Origin of the sequence: Yoonia sp. R2-816 (genome assembly GCF_046762905.1) — a bacterium.
In the GTDB taxonomy this organism is placed as follows: domain Bacteria; phylum Pseudomonadota; class Alphaproteobacteria; order Rhodobacterales; family Rhodobacteraceae; genus Yoonia.
Genome location: NZ_JBKQXN010000241.1, coordinates 14,743 through 31,309, shown reverse-complemented (window position 1 = coordinate 31,309; position 16,567 = coordinate 14,743). Strand labels below are relative to the sequence as shown.

The window sequence follows — 16,567 nt, the reverse complement described above, 5'->3', positions numbered from 1 at the left end:
TGTCAGATCCGTGTTGATTTGGGTGTGTTTGGTTGGCTGTCGCATCAGTTGCGTGCGACGACATCCCGGACCCAGACCTCGACACGGCGGTTGATCCGGCGGCCTGTATTGGTCTCGTTGCATCCCAGCGGGGAGATCTCGCCATACCCGATGGCTTGCAGGGCGACATTGGCCTGCAGGTTCGGGTTCTCGTCCAGCAGCTGCTGCACCACCTGTTGGGCGCGGCGTTCGGACAATTGCCGGTTCAGTTCGGGATCACCGACCGAGTCCGTGAAGCCCACGAACACCGCTTCTTTGTTGCGGAACGCATCGGTGCTCAGCAGGCGGGCCAGACGCACGATGTCATCCTGCGCACGAGCATCAAGATTGCTTGACCCGGTCTCGAACCGGAACGTGGTCGACAGACGGTCCGAACTGATCAACTGCTGCATCATTTCCTGCAATTGTGGAAAGGTCGAGAAGTCCCGGTTGGCCACCACAGCCGACGCCACCCGCAACCCCTGACTGTCGATCGAGGCCTCGCGGATCGCCTGATTGATAAAGCCTGCGTTCGAGATCAGATCCTGCGCGTCTTCGGACATGGCAAAATCGAGCATGCCGTCGGCATGGACCGGCAACCGCTGATCGGTCGTGTACATGTAAAGCAGGCGGGTCAGCGGGTATTCCTCGGTCTTGATGGTAAAGGCGTTGGGTGGTGTTTGCAGCCCGCAGACCCCTTCAATCGCCAGCGCCTTGGCCCCTTCGCCATCGGCAAAGTTGGTGAAACCCAACCCGTAAGGATCGATGGCAACAACCTGTGACAGGACCTGATCATCCTGCACCAGCACGACATTGTTTGAGATCTGCAGCCCGTTGGGGCGCATCAGCAGGTTATCGAACACCTCGCGGATGCCCGAATTGGTGTCGCGGACATAGATGTTGATCGGCGCATCCGGCCCGCCCAGTTCAGCCCAGTTGCTGATCCGTCCGGCAAAGGCCAGGGCTGCGTTCTGCTCGGTGATCGCGCGGACAGGGTTGTCCGGCGATGTGACCAGCAACAGCCCGTCCAGGGCCACGATATGTTCGTTCTGTGTGGACCGGATATCGCCAAGGCCCGCCTCTTCAAAGGCGCGCGCTTCGCGGTTGCGGGCGGGCCGCGAGGCCAGGGCAATCGCCGCATCCCCGCGCAAAAGATCGGTCAGACCATCGGTCGTGTTCGAGGCCCCGATATCGACGGCGGCGATCATCTCGCCCGAGGCGCTGATGACCTCGTAACCGACCGCACCGGCCTGACCCGCCGACCGGCTGACGGAGCCAAATGTGTCGATCTTGTTGCTGCCATAGGCGCGCAGCAGGCCGGGCACCAGATCCTTGCCCAGGGTCGGCGAACCTGCAATCCGAAACTCCGATATTGCCGGGGTTGTCACAGGACAGGCCGCCCCGTCACACCGCACCATGCTCGCATTCAACGTCAACTCACCCAGAACCGTGTTGATCCTATAGGTCTCACCATCAAACCCCAACAACTCACCCTCAATCGACATCTCAGCATTCAACGCCGTATCTCAGCATTCAACGCCGTCAACGTCACAGTCTGTGCGAAGGCCGGCAGCGTCGTCGCTGCTAAGACCAAAAATGTGGACGCGTATAGACGCGTTTTCGTGCTTATGGTCATCATCTATGTCCTCGTTAACCAGTCTGAAAAAGTGCCCGGACAGTCGTCCGTATGCGACCGTGGCGGGCATTGCAGATGGATCATTGCGGTCCAAGTTGGCAAAGATGAGGCGCACTCATCGCAGTTTTTTATAAGTTAATTATTATTAATAAATTTTAGGTTACCCAATTTGCTTGAAAACATTGGCCCAAGGTCGGAATTCGGAGAATTAATCAACCCCTCTATATAAATAGGCTTTCCATGCTAAATTGCATGTATGAAACTCAAGCAATTCCGCATCTTTGTTGTGTTGGCCGACGAACTCCATTTCGGACGTGCGGCCGAACGTTTGCATCTTGCCCAGCCCGCCCTCTCTGCTCAGATCAAGATGCTGGAGTATGATTTGGGCGTTCCGCTCTTCATTCGCACGACGCGGCGTGTCCGCCTCACCTCTGCCGGCGAGGCATTCCTGCCAGAGGCATTGGCCGCGATTGCCCAATCTGAGGCCGCAGTGCGTGTAGCGCGATCCGCCGGAGAAGAAGGCGCACATATTCTAAAGATCGGGGGGGTGGATTCAGCGACGGCAGGGCTTTTGCCGCGCGTGGTCCGTCGTTTCAGAGAGGTCAATCCGAACGTCAATCTGAAAGTGTTTGAAATGCTCTCGGCCCCCGCATTGAACATGTTGGAAAACCGCTCGCTCGACATTGCGTTCGTGCGCAAACCACCCAATGATGAACATTTGCAGTCACGGTTTATTCTATCCGAACCTATCGTCGCAGCGCTTCCGAAAAGTCACCCGCTTGCAGGTTCATCTGAAATAGCGATTTCCGATATTGCGCATGAACCGCTCGTCATTTCTGGGCGCAGCAGCCGCCCCATCATGTTTGATGTCGTTCTCGACTATCTGCGTTCAAACGGGATCGAACCCAATATCCTGCAAGAAGCAAATGAAAGGCACATGATTATTGCAATGGTCGCGTCAGGTCTTGGCGTCTCGTTGGTTCCGTCATGGGTCAGCGACTTCAGGCGGGATGATGTCGTTTTCCTGCCGCTGAAGGGCGGCGGTCCGACCGTTGACGTACATGCGGCGTGGCGAGAAAATGAGCAAATGTCGGTTGTCACCAATTTTTTAGAATACTTGCCGAATGCATCAGTACCTCTCGGCCTTTGATGAAGACCGACTCTTGCCGCTACGCTTAAACATCTAGAATAAAATCTGTCGATCAAAAGTGGCGAATGTCGAAACGTAATTTGGTGTGAGGCGAAATAATTCTGTCGAGTACCGTTTTCCGTATACCGCTATTTGAATTGTCCGCTAAGAACTAGATTCATTATACCGACTACTGCCGCTTAATCAAACATTGGCGCAAAAACAGCGAAATGTTGCTTCTCGCGCATAGCGGTCATCCCGGTTGCTGAAATGCCGCACAATGCGCGCATGGCAGCTACGACGAGCCGCAGCGTAGCATCCAGTGACATTGCTCAAAGTCCGGTTAGGGCCGTCAGTATCTAAGATCGGCCGCGTATAGCGGTTATCGGAAACACGTAGGGTTATTCAGGGTAAGTACGACCGTCCGGCAGAGTTTGGTCAGGCGGAGTTTTGTACAGGTAGACAGAGGCCGTGAATGAATGAAAGGGTATAAACGTGTTGGGACTGCTCATCATATGCGCTGTCACGATAGTGTTTTGCATGACCGGCAAGCGCTTGGCATCGACCATTGTGACGGCGCCGATGGTCTTTTTGGCCCTTGGCGCTGTCATCGCTGTCACCGGACTGGTTCCACATGACAGCGCTGAGGTTCTGCTGCACCCTGTTTCGGAAATCGCGTTGGTCATCTTACTTTTTCTGGACGCGGCCCAGACAGATCTGCCTGCGCTCAGAATGCGACGCGTGTGGCCTGCACGCATGCTGCTATTTGGCCTGCCTCTGGCTATCGTCTTCGGCGCTCTGGCAGGTTGGCTATTTTTACCAGAGTGGCCGCTGGCCGCTGTTTTGTTGCTGGCCGCAATCATGGCGCCGACCGATGCCGCCCTTGGACAGGAGGTTGTGTCAAATACGGATGTCCCGATCCGTCCGCGTCGCGCGCTTGTGGTTGAGAGCGGGCTGAATGATGGCCTTGCCCTGCCGATTATCTTGTTTTTTGCCAGTCTGACCGCACAGACTATAACGCAAAGCAATGATAACTGGATCGCCTTCGCATCCAAGCAACTGGTTCTTGGCCCATTGGCCGGTGTGGCGTTGGGGTGGATGGGCGGTCGGGTCCTCATCTATGCCAAAGATCACGCATTGACGTCAGAAGCATTTGAAGGGATCGCGGCGCTCGCCTTGGCCGGTGCATCCTATCTTCTTGCCACCCAAATTGGTGGGAACGGCTTTATTGCGGCCTTTTCTGCCGGGCTGGCCTTTGGCGCGGTCGTGCAGGGGCGTTGCAAATTCATCTATGAATTTGTTGAGGGCGATGGGCAGCTCTTGGCGTGGTCGGCTTTCTTGTTGCTTGCCATTGCCCTTGTTCCAGACGCAATCACACATCTTACGTTGCCCATGTTTGGCTTGATCATGATCAGCTTGTTTATCGTCCGGCCACTGGCGATCTGGCTTGCGTTGCTTGGCACGGACGCGTCATTCTTAACACGGCTGTTTTTTGGCTGGTTCGGACCTAGGGGCCTTGCTACGGCACTCTTTGCCCTGCTTGTTGTTGAGTTGATCCCGCATGAACTGGGTGTTCAAATCCTGCATATAGCCGTGAACACGGTTTGGATCAGTGCACTGCTCCATGGTGTTACTGCAGCACCTGGGGCAAAGTGGTACGGTCGGAAGGTCGCACACATGGGCAGCTGCCCCGAAACGCAGCCAATCGAAGACAGAGTAAGGCCGGTAACGATGCATAAAATCTGACGGTGAAAAACGGTGGGGACTGCCATGAATAAGACGACCATTTTTAAGTATAGTGAACTTGCCGATCGCAAGCCAGAATATGCCATTGTGGGCGAGGTAGATCTGGTTGTTGTGCGTTTTGATGACGAAGTCTCAGTCTTCTATGGCCGCTGCTTGCACCGTGGTGCGCTGATGTCTGATGGACATGTGCGGGGCGATGATCTGATTTGCGGCGTCCACAACTGGGACTACCGTCTAGACAGTGGTGTATCGGCTTACGCCAACGATGAGAAGCTGCCGAAGTTCGTTTCATGGGTCGAAGGTGACGACATCTGTGTTGATGCAGATGAGATTGACGCATGGGGTCATGACAACCCACAGCCCTATAATCGTGATGCTTATTTGGGCCTTTATGCCGACCCCAGCCATGGTACAGACGCAGAACCCTATAACAGCATGATCCAGAATTATGCCAAGAATGGACTAACGAAGACGGGTCATCACGGCATCGTTGAATCTATGGGTGTTCCTCGGACCGAGTTGCCGGATTGGGACGATATTCAGCTATTGACGGCGCAATTGGCCAGGCCGCCGCTGCTTGATGATGACCCGGTGGGGACCGAAGTAATAATCGGACCAAATGCTCAGAAGCCGCTGAAACTGAAAATCCCGCTGTTCGTCTCTGACATGAGTTTTGGGGCACTATCGGAATCTGCCAAGGTGGCACTTGCAAGGGGCGCAGAGCTGGCGGGCACAGGCATCTGCTCGGGGGAGGGCGGCATGCTGCCTGAGGAGCAGGCAGAGAATTCGCGTTATTTTTACGAGCTGGCATCCGCCCGGTTTGGCTTTAGCTGGGACAAGCTCGACAAGGTGCAAGCCTTTCATTTCAAAGGTGGACAAGGTGCCAAGACCGGAACCGGTGGTCATCTGCCGGGCAACAAGGTGAAGGGAAAGATCGCCAAAGTGCGCGAACTTGAGGAAGGGACCCCCGCGGTATCGCCCCCCCGGTTCCCTGAATGGACAAACGTGAGCCAGATCAAAGATTTTGCCGATGAGGTGCGCGACAGGACCGGCGGTATTCCCATCGGTTATAAACTCTCTGCCCAGCATATCGAAAAAGATGTCGACGCGGCACTTGCTGTGGGCGTCGACTACATCATTCTGGACGGACGCGGCGGCGGAACTGGCGCTGCCCCAATCATTTTCCGCGACAATATCTCGGTCCCGACAATCCCGGCGCTGGCCCGTGCCCGCCGGCATCTTGATAAGTTGGGGCGCGGCGATATCTCGCTCGTGATCACGGGCGGCTTGCGAAAACCTGCGGACTTCATCAAGGCGATGGCGCTGGGGGCGGATGCGATTGCGGTTTCAAACGCGGCCATGCAGGCGATTGGTTGTTTGGCGATGCGCGCGTGCCACACCAACAATTGTCCTGTCGGGATCGCAACGCAAAAACCGCATCTGGTTAATCGCCTGATTGCTGACAAGTCTGCCCAGCAACTGGCCAATTTCTTTGACGCCTCAGTGGAGCTGATGCAGGTGATGGCCCGTGCCTGCGGCCATGACCATTTGTCCAAGTTCAACCATGAGGATCTGACGACCTGGAAGAAAGACATGTCCGACCTGTCGGGCGTTGCTTTTGGGGGCATGTGATGAATCAGGCCGAACTCATCCTGTTCATCGTCAAGCTATGGGGGGCAGCTGGTGCGCTGGTGGCCATTCCTTTTCTGATTTTTGGCATTGATCGTCTGGATGAGGATGCGCGGGGCGCCTACGTTTTTCGGCCGCTGCTGGTACCGGGCATCCTGTTGATCTGGCCGTTGATCCTATGGCGCTGGTATATCCTTGCTGATGGCAAGGATGAGTGGTCGCATCGCTATCGTCCCCGCAGGCATAACCATCAATGGTTTGCCATGATCATGCCGGTGGCGATTATTGTGACCATCGTAGCCGGGCTATCCGTTCGGCAAAGCTGGCCCGCTGATATCCTGCCCGAGCGTCTGGCCCCACCGGCGGAGGCATCCGAATGAGTGTGAAATACATCCCCGTCCAGTGGAACCGGAATAAATGGCTTTATGATGCGGTGATGCTGGTCGGGGTTGTCCTGTTTTTGTGGCTGTTCATTTTTGTCAGCCCCGAACTGCTGAGCCATGAATTCCCCATCAATCCGCAGGTGCACAATGCCCGCGCGTTTGGGGCTTGCGCCTTTGTGATGCTGACGGTGATCTTGTGCATTGGGCCGCTTGCCCGGATCGACCGTCGTTTTCTGCCGCTATTGTACAATCGCAGACACTTTGGGGTGATGACGGTTTTTGTGGCGATCACGCACGCGAGTTACATCCTGAACTGGTATTTCGCCTTTTCCAGTTCCGACAAATACGAGGCACTGCTGTTTGCCAATACAAGCTATGGCCAATTGGCGGGCTTTCCGTTCGAAATATTTGGAGTTTTCGCGCTGCTGTGCCTGGCTGTTCTGGCCGCCACCAGTCACGATTTCTGGATGAAATTCCTGACCCCTCCGGTCTGGAAACGGATCCATAGCCTGATCTATTTCGCCTATCTGGCGGTTGTTGCCCACGTCAGTTTGGGCATTTTACAAGATCAACAGAACCATACCTTTACGGTGATCTTTATCGGCGGAGCCTTGGCGGTTGCGGGCCTTCATGCCTATGCTGCAATGCTGGATTGGCGGGGCGGGGATGAGCGTGGCGCTGACATCGACGGCTGGATTGACATCTGTGATGCGGGCGACATTCGCGAAGGCTTTGCCAAGATCAAGATACTGCCTAGCGGTGACCGGGTCGCTGTGTTCCGACAAGATGGCAGGTTGAGCGCCATTTCAAATGCCTGCGCCCACCAAAACGGGCCATTGGGCGAAGGTCGCGTGATTGATTGTCTGGTGACATGTCCATGGCACGGCTTCCAATATGATGTAACCAATGGGCGGTCGCCCGCGCCCTTCACCGAAATGGTGCCCACCTACAACATCCGGCTGAACGGGGCCGGCGTGCAAGTCCACCGCGATGCCAACCCGCCCGGCACCTATGTCGAACCTGTCCAGATCGAGGTGACAGCATGAGCGATAAGAACAACCCGTTTTTTGTGGGCTACCTGCCCGTGCCTGGACCGCTGCGCCGATTTTTGCTGCTGGCGTCTGTGTTGGTGGTGGCGACGTTCCTGTTTACGGGACTGCTGATTGGCAGCACGCAAGATGAACCGCCTGCGTCTGGTTTCCGGTTCGACTACGGTCGTCAGACGGTCACTGGGGTGATCGAGCTAACACCCTACCCCCTGCTTCGCGTGACTCAAGGCAATGATCTGATCAAACCGGGCAAGACGCTCATGCTTACCAGTGCGGGAAAAGCTGGGGTCGATATGCGGGCGATGGGGTTAGAGGGGCAACTGGCGACCGTCTCGGGCATTATCCTGCAAAGGGGCACCATCGACATGATGCAGTTGCGCGGCGGCAGGCAAGGGCTGGCAGCCGCTGAAGGCAATCCGCCGGAAATGGTGACAGAACAGCTTGGCCGCTGGAAAGTCGCAGGCGAGATTTGTGATGGAAAATGCCTGAATGGGGCGATGCGCCCGGGCAGAGGACTGGCGCATAAGGCCTGCGCAAACCTGTGTTTGCTGGGTGATGTGCCCCCGGTATTTGTGTCGACCCAACCGATTGAAGGATCTGACTTCATGCTGATCACAGGGCCCGATGGCACCCGTTTGCCGGATGCCGCCTATAACTACATAGGTCAGTTTATCAGCTTGGAAGGTGATTTGGAACGCCGTGGCGATATCCTTGTATTGCGGATGGACACCACCACAATGGAACTGATCGACGGATGAAACGGATTGCCCTTCTCGTACTGATCCTTCTGGTTGGCACAATCATGCTTTACCTGTCCCGCTTCTGGTTTCTCGACCTCTGGCCGCGCAGTGGGTTGTTCGGATGGGAGGCGCTGCGCCCCGGTGGCGGCCTGCTTGGCCGCTGGTTGCGCGGCACACCCTTTGCCCCGTTTGAGCTGTTGATCTGGGCGACGGGCGTTTTCCTGATTTTGACCTACTTGCAAAAGTTCATCGATTTTCTGTTTCCCGCCGACCTATCCGAAAAGGATAGTTATCATGAGCAATGAAAACCTGGATTGGATATCGGTTGGCCGGATCGAAGACCTTCCCGAAGGCCGCGTGAAAACTGTCACCGCGCGCACGACCTCCATTTGTCTGGTGCATTTTGATGGCCAATGGGCGGCAATGAACAACCATTGTCCGCACCAAAAAGGACCGCTTGGCGAAGGGTCCATCGAGAAAGGGATCGACGGCAAATGCTGGATCCGCTGTCCGTGGCATGGTTGGGACTTTGACCCGCTCACAGGTAAACCGCCCGGCGGACACGAGGATTCAGGCCAGGAGTTGTATCCCATCGACATACGCGAAGGCGAGATTTTCGTGGGGCTAGATCCCGAGCCCCCACACGAACGAACCGTGACGGACGTGATGGTCGAGACAATGACCAACTGGGGCGTGCAATCGGTGTTTGGCATGGTGGGCCACTCGAACCTTGGGTTGGCCGACGCGATCCGCCGCGCGGTCATTGACAAGAAGCTGAAATACTACGGTATCCGGCATGAAGGTGTGGCGGCATTCGCGGCCTCTGCCTACGGCAAATTGACCGAACAGCCTGCCGCATGTTTGACCATCGCTGGCCCCGGGGCCACGAACCTGCTGACCGGCATGTGGGACGCCAAGGTTGACCGCGCGCCCGTGCTGGCCTTGACCGGTCAGGTTCAGACCCAAGTCATTGGTCCCGGCGCGTTTCAGGACATCGATCTGAAATCGGCCTTTCAAGCCGTGTCCACCTTCTCGCAACCGGTCCTCAGCAGTTCCAATCATGCAGAGCTGATGTCGCTGGCATGCAAGAACGCCATCGTTGAACAAAACGTGGCGCATCTGATCTTTCCCGACGACGTACAGACCTTGCCATCCAACAAGCCAGCTGGCAGCCCGACCGGTCGGATGGGCGGCACCAGGGTCACGCCTGCGCAGACCGATATTGATGCAGCCCTTGCCCTGCTGAATGGTGCAAAACGCCCCATGATTGTTGTCGGACACGGTGCCTACGCAGCCCGCGATCAGATCTTGGCCCTGGCGGAGAAAATCGGAGCACCTGTGGTGACGACCTTCAAGGCCAAAGGTTTGGTCCCGGACAGCCATCCGCTTGGGGCCGGGGTGCTTGGCCGCTCTGGCACGCCCATTGCAAGCTGGTTCATGAATGAGGCCGACGTGTTGGTGGCCTTTGGTGCGAGCTTTTCAAATCACACCGGCATCGCGCTGAAAGAAAACATTATTCAGGTCGATTATGATCGGATGCAGCTAGGCAAGTTCCATCCCGTAAAAGTCCCGGTCTGGGGCGAGATCGGAGCCTTTTGTGACGCGGCACTGCACGCATTAAAGCCCAATGCAGATGCTGTGGATCAGCGCCCGGAGCTGGCCGATCGCTGGCAGATATGGCGCAATGAGAAGCGGCGGCGCTTGGCGGAGGAACGTGGTAGCGGCATCCATTCTTTCGCCATCTTCGACGCGCTTGGGCAGCTTGCCCCGGACGACGCCATCTTTGCCGTGGATGTGGGCAACAACACTTATTCCTTTGGACGCTATCTGGAAACCAAAGGGGATCAGCGCGTTTTGATGTCCGGTTATCTGGGGTCCATCGGTTACGGTTTTCCGGCCGGGATTGGCGCATGGGCCGCCACGCAGGATATCGACGCGCTGCGCGGGCGCAAAGTCATTTCGATCTCTGGCGACGGGGGCTTCGGGCAATACCCGATGGATTTCACTACAGCTGTTAAATACGGAATGGATATCACTCACATCCTTTTGCACAACGGTGAGCTCGGCAAAATCTCGAAGGAGCAGCGATCGGGCGAATGGCCTGTGTGGGAGACCGATCTGCACAATCCATCATTCGCGGCCTTCGCCAAGCTGTGCGGTGGGCATGGACAGAAGGTGACTAAGACCGAAGACATTGAAGGTGCAATTAGAAAGGCTCTTGGCGTCCGTGGTCCTGCATTGGTCGAAATCATGACTGATGCTGATCTGGTATAAGTGACCGCTGCTTCTGACCGGTTGGCCCGATTTTTGCATTGCAGAGGATCAAACCAGCAAAACGCTTTGTTGGGCTAATGCTGGTAATTCGAGATGATGCTGCAAGATGCGCGAATGACCGTAATGCGAAAGCTGCACCGCAGCACCCGACCGGTTGGCCAAGGTCTGAAATAGGCCGTGGACCCGCCCTTTAAACACGGTCTTAACTTCAATTCGCGACACCCGCCTATACGTCATGGTCGTCATTCGAAATGAAGTTTCAGGGTCACGATCTCATGAGCGCGCAAAGTCAGTGAGACCTCGCGACCTTCGAAATTCGCAAGCCCCACAAGTGTTTCATCGAATGACACTCGTTCCACCTTGGCAATTCTGCGCCCTACCGTAATCATCGTTTTCGTCGCAGTGCCGTAGGCTTCGTACAGGCGCAAGACGGCTCCCGTCCCGTCTTCGGCGGGCTTGATCGTTTCGATGATGACGTTGGACGGATTGGATACCGCGAACTGCATGGCAGTGGCGGCACCGCGGGGTGAAAGGTAACGAACCGGGGTATTGAGCGCGTAGGCTTCGTGATCCAACATATCTCGATCAGCGGCAGGTTTCGGAAGGAGACTATAGGTGAACAGATGCCTGCCTTGGTCGGCTTGCGGATCAGGAGAGGTCGATGACTTGATCAAGGTGATCCGGATCGTATCGTCCTTGACGTCGTAGCCGTATTTGCAGTCGTTCAATACGGCGACCGAGTATTCACCGTCACAAAGCCGTGCCCATTTCTGTGCCGGCACCTCGAAGCGGGCCGCGTCGAACGACGACTCCCGCTTGGTCGAACGCCGGACGCTGCCCCACTGGATGTCGAATTCGGCGTGGGGAGCCGAAATGAACGTTGGGAAGGCGGCCTTCAGCAATGTATGTTGCTCGTGCCAGTCGACTTCGGTGAAGAAATCGACGCGGCGCGACTGGGCGGTCAGCCTGATGGTTTGCGTCAGCGTGCTGTTCCGCCATCCTGTCGTCACACGCAGCGCCGCGCGGAGCGGACCAGTCTCGACGATCTCGCAAGTGCTTTCCCCGCTGACGATCTCCATTCGGTCTTCGAACGACGGGTCGATGTCCCACGCATCCCAGCAGATCGGACGATCCTCGAAGGCTTGCAGGACGTTGCCGGACTGGCCGCGTTTCAGGACGTTCTTCCCCAATTCCTTATCGAAGACCTCTGCCAATGTACCGCCATTCCCGACGCTCACGCGAAGGTAAGCGTTTTCAAGTGTAGCACCGTCCTCCAGAACCGAGATGCTGACCGGTGTCTCCGGCGTCGACGCATCGGCCACGGGTACGGTCGCATAGGCCGGAAGGTCCGCGAAGTAGAGAAGCTGGCCCGTTTCCGTAACTTGGCCTCCAACCTCGGCCTCAACGGCAATCACGCGCGGACCTGATGTTGGGGCGGTATTGGCCACCATCGGCGTGGGACCTTCAAGGGCCGCCGCGGCCTCTATCGCCACGGCCTCGACGATCTGTCTGATGCAAGCAAAATCCCTGCGCGAGTCCTCGAAAACGACCGGCACTGACGTTCCTGTCACAATGTCATGGAATTGTTGCAGGCAAAGGAGTTGCCATGCTTCGGTCAGGTCCGGCGCGAGGCCCGCCATCGCGGCGAGTGCCTCGGCCTCATGAAGCGCGCGTTCAGCCAGCCTATTCGCGCGCTTGATCCAGCCTTGTGACGTCAGCACACCACGATGGCCTTCCATATAATGCTCGCCCGTCCAGACCGCGAGACTTTCGGAGGTCTTCTCGATTGCGGCAAATGCCTCGCGCACCGTCGACATCCGCAGACGGGGCATGCCTGGCATCTCGGCGAAGGCATGTGCCTTGTAAAGCAGGTCGTCCGTAGGCCCGCCGCCACCATCCCCGTATCCATAGCAGATCGGCAGATCGTTTATACTCTCCGGAACGGTTTCGTCAGTAACTGTGCCAAGCACCTCCCCCGCGCTCAGGTCGCTTTTGTAGTTCGTCGGGAACGGCAGGTATTGCACCTCGCGCGGTGTGGTCAGGATATGCGCCAGAACACGGCTGCCGTCCAGCGCCTCCCAATGATGGGTGGACCATGGTACCTTGTTCTTCTGGTTCCAGTTCAGCTTGTTCGTGACGAAGTATTTCAGCCCCGCGTGCCGCATCAGCTGCGGGATTTGCGCGGGGAATCCGAAGGTATCGGGCAGCCAAAGCACCGGCGTCTCCACATCGCCAAACCGATCCTTGAAGTAGGCCCGCCCCAGCATAAGCTGCCGCACCAGCGATTCAGGCCCCGGAATGTTCAGGTCCGGCTCCACCCACATGCCACCCATGACCTCCCAACGACCTTCCGCGATCCGGGCCTTCATCCTGGTGAAGATGTCGGGATAGTCCTTTTCGACCATTGCATAGAGTTGCGGCTGGGAATGAGAGAATTTGAAATCTGGATCCTGATCCATCAGGCGTAAGACATTCGAATAGGTTCGGGCGTTCTTCAGCCGGATCTGATCGACGGGCCACAGGTAGGCGATATCCATGTGCGCATGACCGATCCCGTGCAGAGTCTCGCCCCGGGCCTCACCCGCCTGCGGAACGCCTTCGTCCAGCACCCGTTGTGCCTCCTCGACCGTTTCGCGCAGCCGATCCCCCAGCGGCGCGCGCGTGTCCAGAGCCTTGAACGCCTGATCCAGCGCGTGGATCAATCCCTCATGTTTGTTGTTGTCAGGGGCAAGCATCCGCGCGGCATCCAAAACGGCCGAGGCTTTGGCATGAAAGGCGCGCAACACGGGGTCAATCGCGACTAGCATCGGCTCTCCCATGAAGAGTTTGCTTCTGCTGTCGGGATCTGGCGGCCAACCTGCAAGCCCTGTCCAACCATGCAATGAAACAACATGCGTCTGTCCGTCGGCCACCGCAGGATCAAGCGGTATCGTGTGATGATATCGGTCCGCCGAGCCGATGGGCTTGGAATCCACGTGAAGCAGGGCCTCTGGGTGGTTGAAGATATCGCCCATCAAGCCAAGCGGCAGGTGCAACGCAAGGTCGTGCGATCCCCAATTCTCCGGCACCATAAAGCGCGACTTCATGACGAAATTGAGATCGGCGCTGCCCCAGTAGGACCGATGCGGGATCTCATCCCATCCAGACGGGTCGGCACAGATGGGCGCATCAACCATCGCGGCCGAAAGCGGCAAAATCCGAAACGGCGGCAGGACCAGCGTTCGGCGGAATATATGCGGCGCGATCAGCGCCAGCCGCGACGCGATCTTTTCAGCGGTAAAAGGCCAGCGCCCCGCCATCGGTTCAGGCCCGGACCAGATCGAAACCGGGAACCTCTCCGCGGAATTCGCTGCCGGCACGCTGGGCTTCTGCCTCAAGGCGAGACGGGTCCCAATCATCGCGCCCGTCGCCCCAGGACCGTTTCAGATCGGGCCAGGGGATCGATGAAATCAGAAGGCGAGTGTAGGGATGCTGCGGCACGCCGATGACCTCTTTGGGCGGTCCCGCTTCGACGACCTGCCCCTTGTAGAGCACCATGACGAAATCGCTGACATGATAAGCCGTCGCAAGGTCGTGCGTGATGTAAAGGATGGAAATGCCGTATTTGTCCTTTAGGTCGTAGATGTTGGACAGGATGGTTGCCCTCAGCGACGCATCCACCATCGAAACAGGCTCATCCGCGATCAGCAGTTTCGGCGACAGCATCAGTGCACGCGCCACGATCAAACGCTGGCGTTGGCCGCCGGACAGCTGATGGGGATAGCGCGACAGCACCAGATCGGGATCAAGCCCGACTGCCGCACAGGCCTCTTCCATCGCCTGCCGGGTGTGAGCCTCTGATTTTGCCAACCCGAACCGCTTGAACGGAAACCGCAGGGCGTGATCGACGCGGTAGAAGGGATTGAAACAGGCATAGGGGTCCTGAAAGACTGCCTGTACGTTCTTGCGGAATTCAAGGGATTGCGTCGCCCCCATGCCGGCGATGTCCTGTCCTTCGTATAGGACGCGGCCCTGACTGGGCGGGTTGAAGCCGAGCATAATGGAACCCATCGTCGATTTGCCTGATCCCGACTGCCCGACGATTGAGATGATCTGCGGCGTGTCGCCCTGAAGGGTGAAAGACAGCGGGTGCAGGGCGGTCACCGCGCCATAATCCTTTCGCACGCGGTCGAACCGCAAAAGCGGCTCACCGCTACCTCTCTTTGGTGCCGCCGCCCGTTTATCGGGGTTGAGAAAGCTCTCTCCGCCCACCAGCGGCACCGACGAAATTAGGTCTTTTGTGTAAGGGTGTTTCGGCGCTTCAAGTATCTGTTTGACGGTGCCGTGTTCGACCAGTTCCCCGTCTTTCAGCACTGCAAGCTCATCCACCGTCTGGGCCATTAGCCCCATGTCGTGACCGATCATCAACAGGCCAGACCCGATCCTGCTCTGGATGTTCTTCAACGTCTGGATCACCTGCCGCTGTGTCACCACATCAAGCGCCGAGGTCGGTTCGTCGGCGATCATCAGATCAGGGTTCAGAATGATGCCTATCGCGATACAGACCCGCTGCTTCATCCCGCCTGACAATTCGTGCGGGTAAAGCTTGCCCACTCGCGCAGGCAGGCCAACGCTTTCCAGCGCCTCATCGGAGCGCCTTTGCAATTCTGCGCGATTGGTGTGGCCTTCGTGAGCGATGATCGCATCCCACATCTGCGGCTCCACACGCATGATCGGGTTGAGCGAATTCATCGCGCCTTGCGGAATATAGGCCACGCGGCTCAGCCGGGTGCGGCGCATCTGCTCTTCGCCCAGCGAAAGAATGTCCATGTCGCCCAGCTGGATCGTCCCGCCAGAAACGCGCCCTGGTTCTGCCAGCATCTGCATAACAGCCAGCGCGGTCGTTGTCTTGCCGGACCCGCTTTCGCCGATGAACCCAACGCGCCGCCCCTTGTGGATGTCGAGGCTCAACGACTTGACGGCCTGCACCACGCCTTTGGGTGTCGGAAATTCAATGGACAGGTCCTTTAGGGTCAGAACAGGTTTGTCCGTCATGACAGCTTCCTCAGACGCGGGTTCGACACCTCATCAAGCCCCAGATTGATCAGCAACAATCCGATGAACATGACCCCCAAAAGCAACGTGGGAATGCCCCACCACCACCACAGGTTCTGGATCAGCGCACCGGCATTGATCGCCTCATAGATCGTGCGGCCCAATGTGGGGATGCGCTGTGGACCAAGGCCCAACACCTCAAGGCCCACGGCGGTGACGATTGACGTGGTTACAGACGCGATGAACGACCCGAAGAGATAAGGCACGAGATTGGGCAACATCTCGCGGAACATGATGTGGGTGGTCGATGCGCCCGACAGCTGCGCCATTTGCACGTAGCCCGATTGCTTCATCGACAGCACCTGCGCCCGGATCAGGCGCGTCGGCGATTGCCAGACAAACCCGGCGATCAGCAGGGCCATCATTGTCAACGTCACATCGCCGAATGCGGACTGAAAGACGACCAGGATTAACAGCGGCGGAATGGTGATCATCACATCGGCCCCTACTCGGATCACGTCGTCGATCCGCCCCCCGATAAAGCCCGCCGAAAAACCAAGAAATATCCCGATTGACATCCCTATGAGGGACGCCAGAAGCCCCACGAACAAGGTGTTCGGCGCACCAACAATGATGAGCGCCAGCATATCGCGTCCACCACCGTCTGTCCCCAATGGGTACTCCATGACTCCCGGCTGCCCGCGCAGGTTCTCAGCCCCGAGAGGCGGCAGTTTCAGGGGGGCGGACCCCGTAAAGACCAGATCGAGGTTCCAGACAAATCGCCCGATGATACCGATAGCAACGATCCCCAGCAGGATTGCCACACCCCAGATCAGCTTGGGATTCATCCACGGATTGTCGAACCGTCGAATACGGCGCGCCTGCCGCTTTTCGGCACGTGTCATCGGCATGTTGTCTTGCGAGGTCAT

General features: G+C 57.4%; 12 protein-coding genes. 8 read left to right on the top strand and 4 right to left on the bottom strand.

The genetic code is table 11. The features are described from left to right. Positions 1-44 precede the first annotated feature (44 nt). Positions 45-1,523, bottom strand: coding sequence for a phosphate ABC transporter substrate-binding/OmpA family protein (locus ACFWW2_RS16425; RefSeq protein ID WP_393929685.1), 1,479 nt, complete (start codon positions 1,521-1,523; stop codon positions 45-47). A gap of 387 nt (positions 1,524-1,910) precedes the next feature. Between ACFWW2_RS16425 and ACFWW2_RS16420 the strand changes: the two genes are divergently transcribed. The 8 genes from ACFWW2_RS16420 to ACFWW2_RS16385 all read left to right on the top strand — a co-directional run bounded on the left by ACFWW2_RS16420 (position 1,911) and on the right by ACFWW2_RS16385 (position 10,604). Beyond that, positions 1,911-2,804, top strand: a complete 894-nt coding sequence (locus tag ACFWW2_RS16420; protein ID WP_393929684.1) for a LysR substrate-binding domain-containing protein — start codon at positions 1,911-1,913, stop codon at positions 2,802-2,804. A 519-nt stretch (positions 2,805-3,323) separates the two neighbouring features. After that, positions 3,324-4,529: a cation:proton antiporter gene (locus ACFWW2_RS16415; RefSeq protein WP_393929683.1), complete on the top strand. Its 1,206-nt coding sequence runs from the start codon at positions 3,324-3,326 to the stop codon at positions 4,527-4,529. 24 nt (positions 4,530-4,553) lie between these two features. After that, entirely contained in the window at positions 4,554-6,161 is a 1,608-nt protein-coding gene (locus ACFWW2_RS16410) for a glutamate synthase-related protein (RefSeq protein ID WP_393929682.1), read from the top strand. Continuing rightward, positions 6,161-6,538 (top strand): hypothetical protein, encoded by a 378-nt coding sequence (locus tag ACFWW2_RS16405; protein WP_393929680.1) that lies wholly within the window; start codon positions 6,161-6,163, stop codon positions 6,536-6,538. Before ACFWW2_RS16410 ends, ACFWW2_RS16405 begins: the two co-directional genes overlap by 1 nt. Next, positions 6,535-7,587 carry a Rieske 2Fe-2S domain-containing protein gene (locus tag ACFWW2_RS16400; protein ID WP_393929678.1) on the top strand — a complete coding sequence of 351 codons (1,053 nt, stop codon included), beginning with the start codon at positions 6,535-6,537 and terminating at the stop codon, positions 7,585-7,587. Before ACFWW2_RS16405 ends, ACFWW2_RS16400 begins: the two co-directional genes overlap by 4 nt. After that, positions 7,584-8,348: a hypothetical protein gene (locus ACFWW2_RS16395; protein ID WP_393929676.1), complete on the top strand. Its 765-nt coding sequence runs from the start codon at positions 7,584-7,586 to the stop codon at positions 8,346-8,348. Before ACFWW2_RS16400 ends, ACFWW2_RS16395 begins: the two co-directional genes overlap by 4 nt. Further along, entirely contained in the window at positions 8,345-8,635 is a 291-nt protein-coding gene (locus ACFWW2_RS16390; RefSeq protein ID WP_393929674.1) for a hypothetical protein, read from the top strand. Before ACFWW2_RS16395 ends, ACFWW2_RS16390 begins: the two co-directional genes overlap by 4 nt. Continuing rightward, positions 8,625-10,604 (top strand): thiamine pyrophosphate-binding protein, encoded by a 1,980-nt coding sequence (locus ACFWW2_RS16385; RefSeq protein WP_393929672.1) that lies wholly within the window; start codon positions 8,625-8,627, stop codon positions 10,602-10,604. Before ACFWW2_RS16390 ends, ACFWW2_RS16385 begins: the two co-directional genes overlap by 11 nt. A gap of 242 nt (positions 10,605-10,846) precedes the next feature. On the opposite strand, the gene ACFWW2_RS16380 is transcribed toward ACFWW2_RS16385, so the two are convergent. The 3 genes from ACFWW2_RS16380 to ACFWW2_RS16370 are packed head-to-tail and all read right to left on the bottom strand — an operon-like array spanning position 10,847 to position 16,567. Next, positions 10,847-13,903, bottom strand: a complete 3,057-nt coding sequence (locus tag ACFWW2_RS16380; protein ID WP_393929670.1) for an alpha-mannosidase — start codon at positions 13,901-13,903, stop codon at positions 10,847-10,849. Between the two features lie 4 nt (positions 13,904-13,907). Then, positions 13,908-15,638 carry an ABC transporter ATP-binding protein gene (locus tag ACFWW2_RS16375; RefSeq protein ID WP_393929668.1) on the bottom strand — a complete coding sequence of 577 codons (1,731 nt, stop codon included), beginning with the start codon at positions 15,636-15,638 and terminating at the stop codon, positions 13,908-13,910. Continuing rightward, positions 15,635-16,567 (bottom strand): ABC transporter permease, encoded by a 933-nt coding sequence (locus ACFWW2_RS16370; RefSeq protein ID WP_393929666.1) that lies wholly within the window; start codon positions 16,565-16,567, stop codon positions 15,635-15,637. Before ACFWW2_RS16370 ends, ACFWW2_RS16375 begins: the two co-directional genes overlap by 4 nt.

Coding starts and splice junctions, on each gene's coding strand:
- ACFWW2_RS16380 (WP_393929670.1), bottom strand. CDS start 13,903: ATGGCGGGGCGCTGGCCTTTTACCGCTGAAAAGATCGCGTCGCGGCTG.
- ACFWW2_RS16400 (WP_393929678.1), top strand. CDS start 6,535: ATGAGTGTGAAATACATCCCCGTCCAGTGGAACCGGAATAAATGGCTT.
- ACFWW2_RS16420 (WP_393929684.1), top strand. CDS start 1,911: ATGAAACTCAAGCAATTCCGCATCTTTGTTGTGTTGGCCGACGAACTC.
- ACFWW2_RS16390 (WP_393929674.1), top strand. CDS start 8,345: ATGAAACGGATTGCCCTTCTCGTACTGATCCTTCTGGTTGGCACAATC.
- ACFWW2_RS16395 (WP_393929676.1), top strand. CDS start 7,584: ATGAGCGATAAGAACAACCCGTTTTTTGTGGGCTACCTGCCCGTGCCT.
- ACFWW2_RS16405 (WP_393929680.1), top strand. CDS start 6,161: ATGAATCAGGCCGAACTCATCCTGTTCATCGTCAAGCTATGGGGGGCA.
- ACFWW2_RS16410 (WP_393929682.1), top strand. CDS start 4,554: ATGAATAAGACGACCATTTTTAAGTATAGTGAACTTGCCGATCGCAAG.
- ACFWW2_RS16375 (WP_393929668.1), bottom strand. CDS start 15,638: ATGACGGACAAACCTGTTCTGACCCTAAAGGACCTGTCCATTGAATTT.
- ACFWW2_RS16415 (WP_393929683.1), top strand. CDS start 3,324: ATGACCGGCAAGCGCTTGGCATCGACCATTGTGACGGCGCCGATGGTC.
- ACFWW2_RS16425 (WP_393929685.1), bottom strand. CDS start 1,523: ATGTCGATTGAGGGTGAGTTGTTGGGGTTTGATGGTGAGACCTATAGG.
- ACFWW2_RS16370 (WP_393929666.1), bottom strand. CDS start 16,567: ATGACCTCGCAAGACAACATGCCGATGACACGTGCCGAAAAGCGGCAG.
- ACFWW2_RS16385 (WP_393929672.1), top strand. CDS start 8,625: ATGAGCAATGAAAACCTGGATTGGATATCGGTTGGCCGGATCGAAGAC.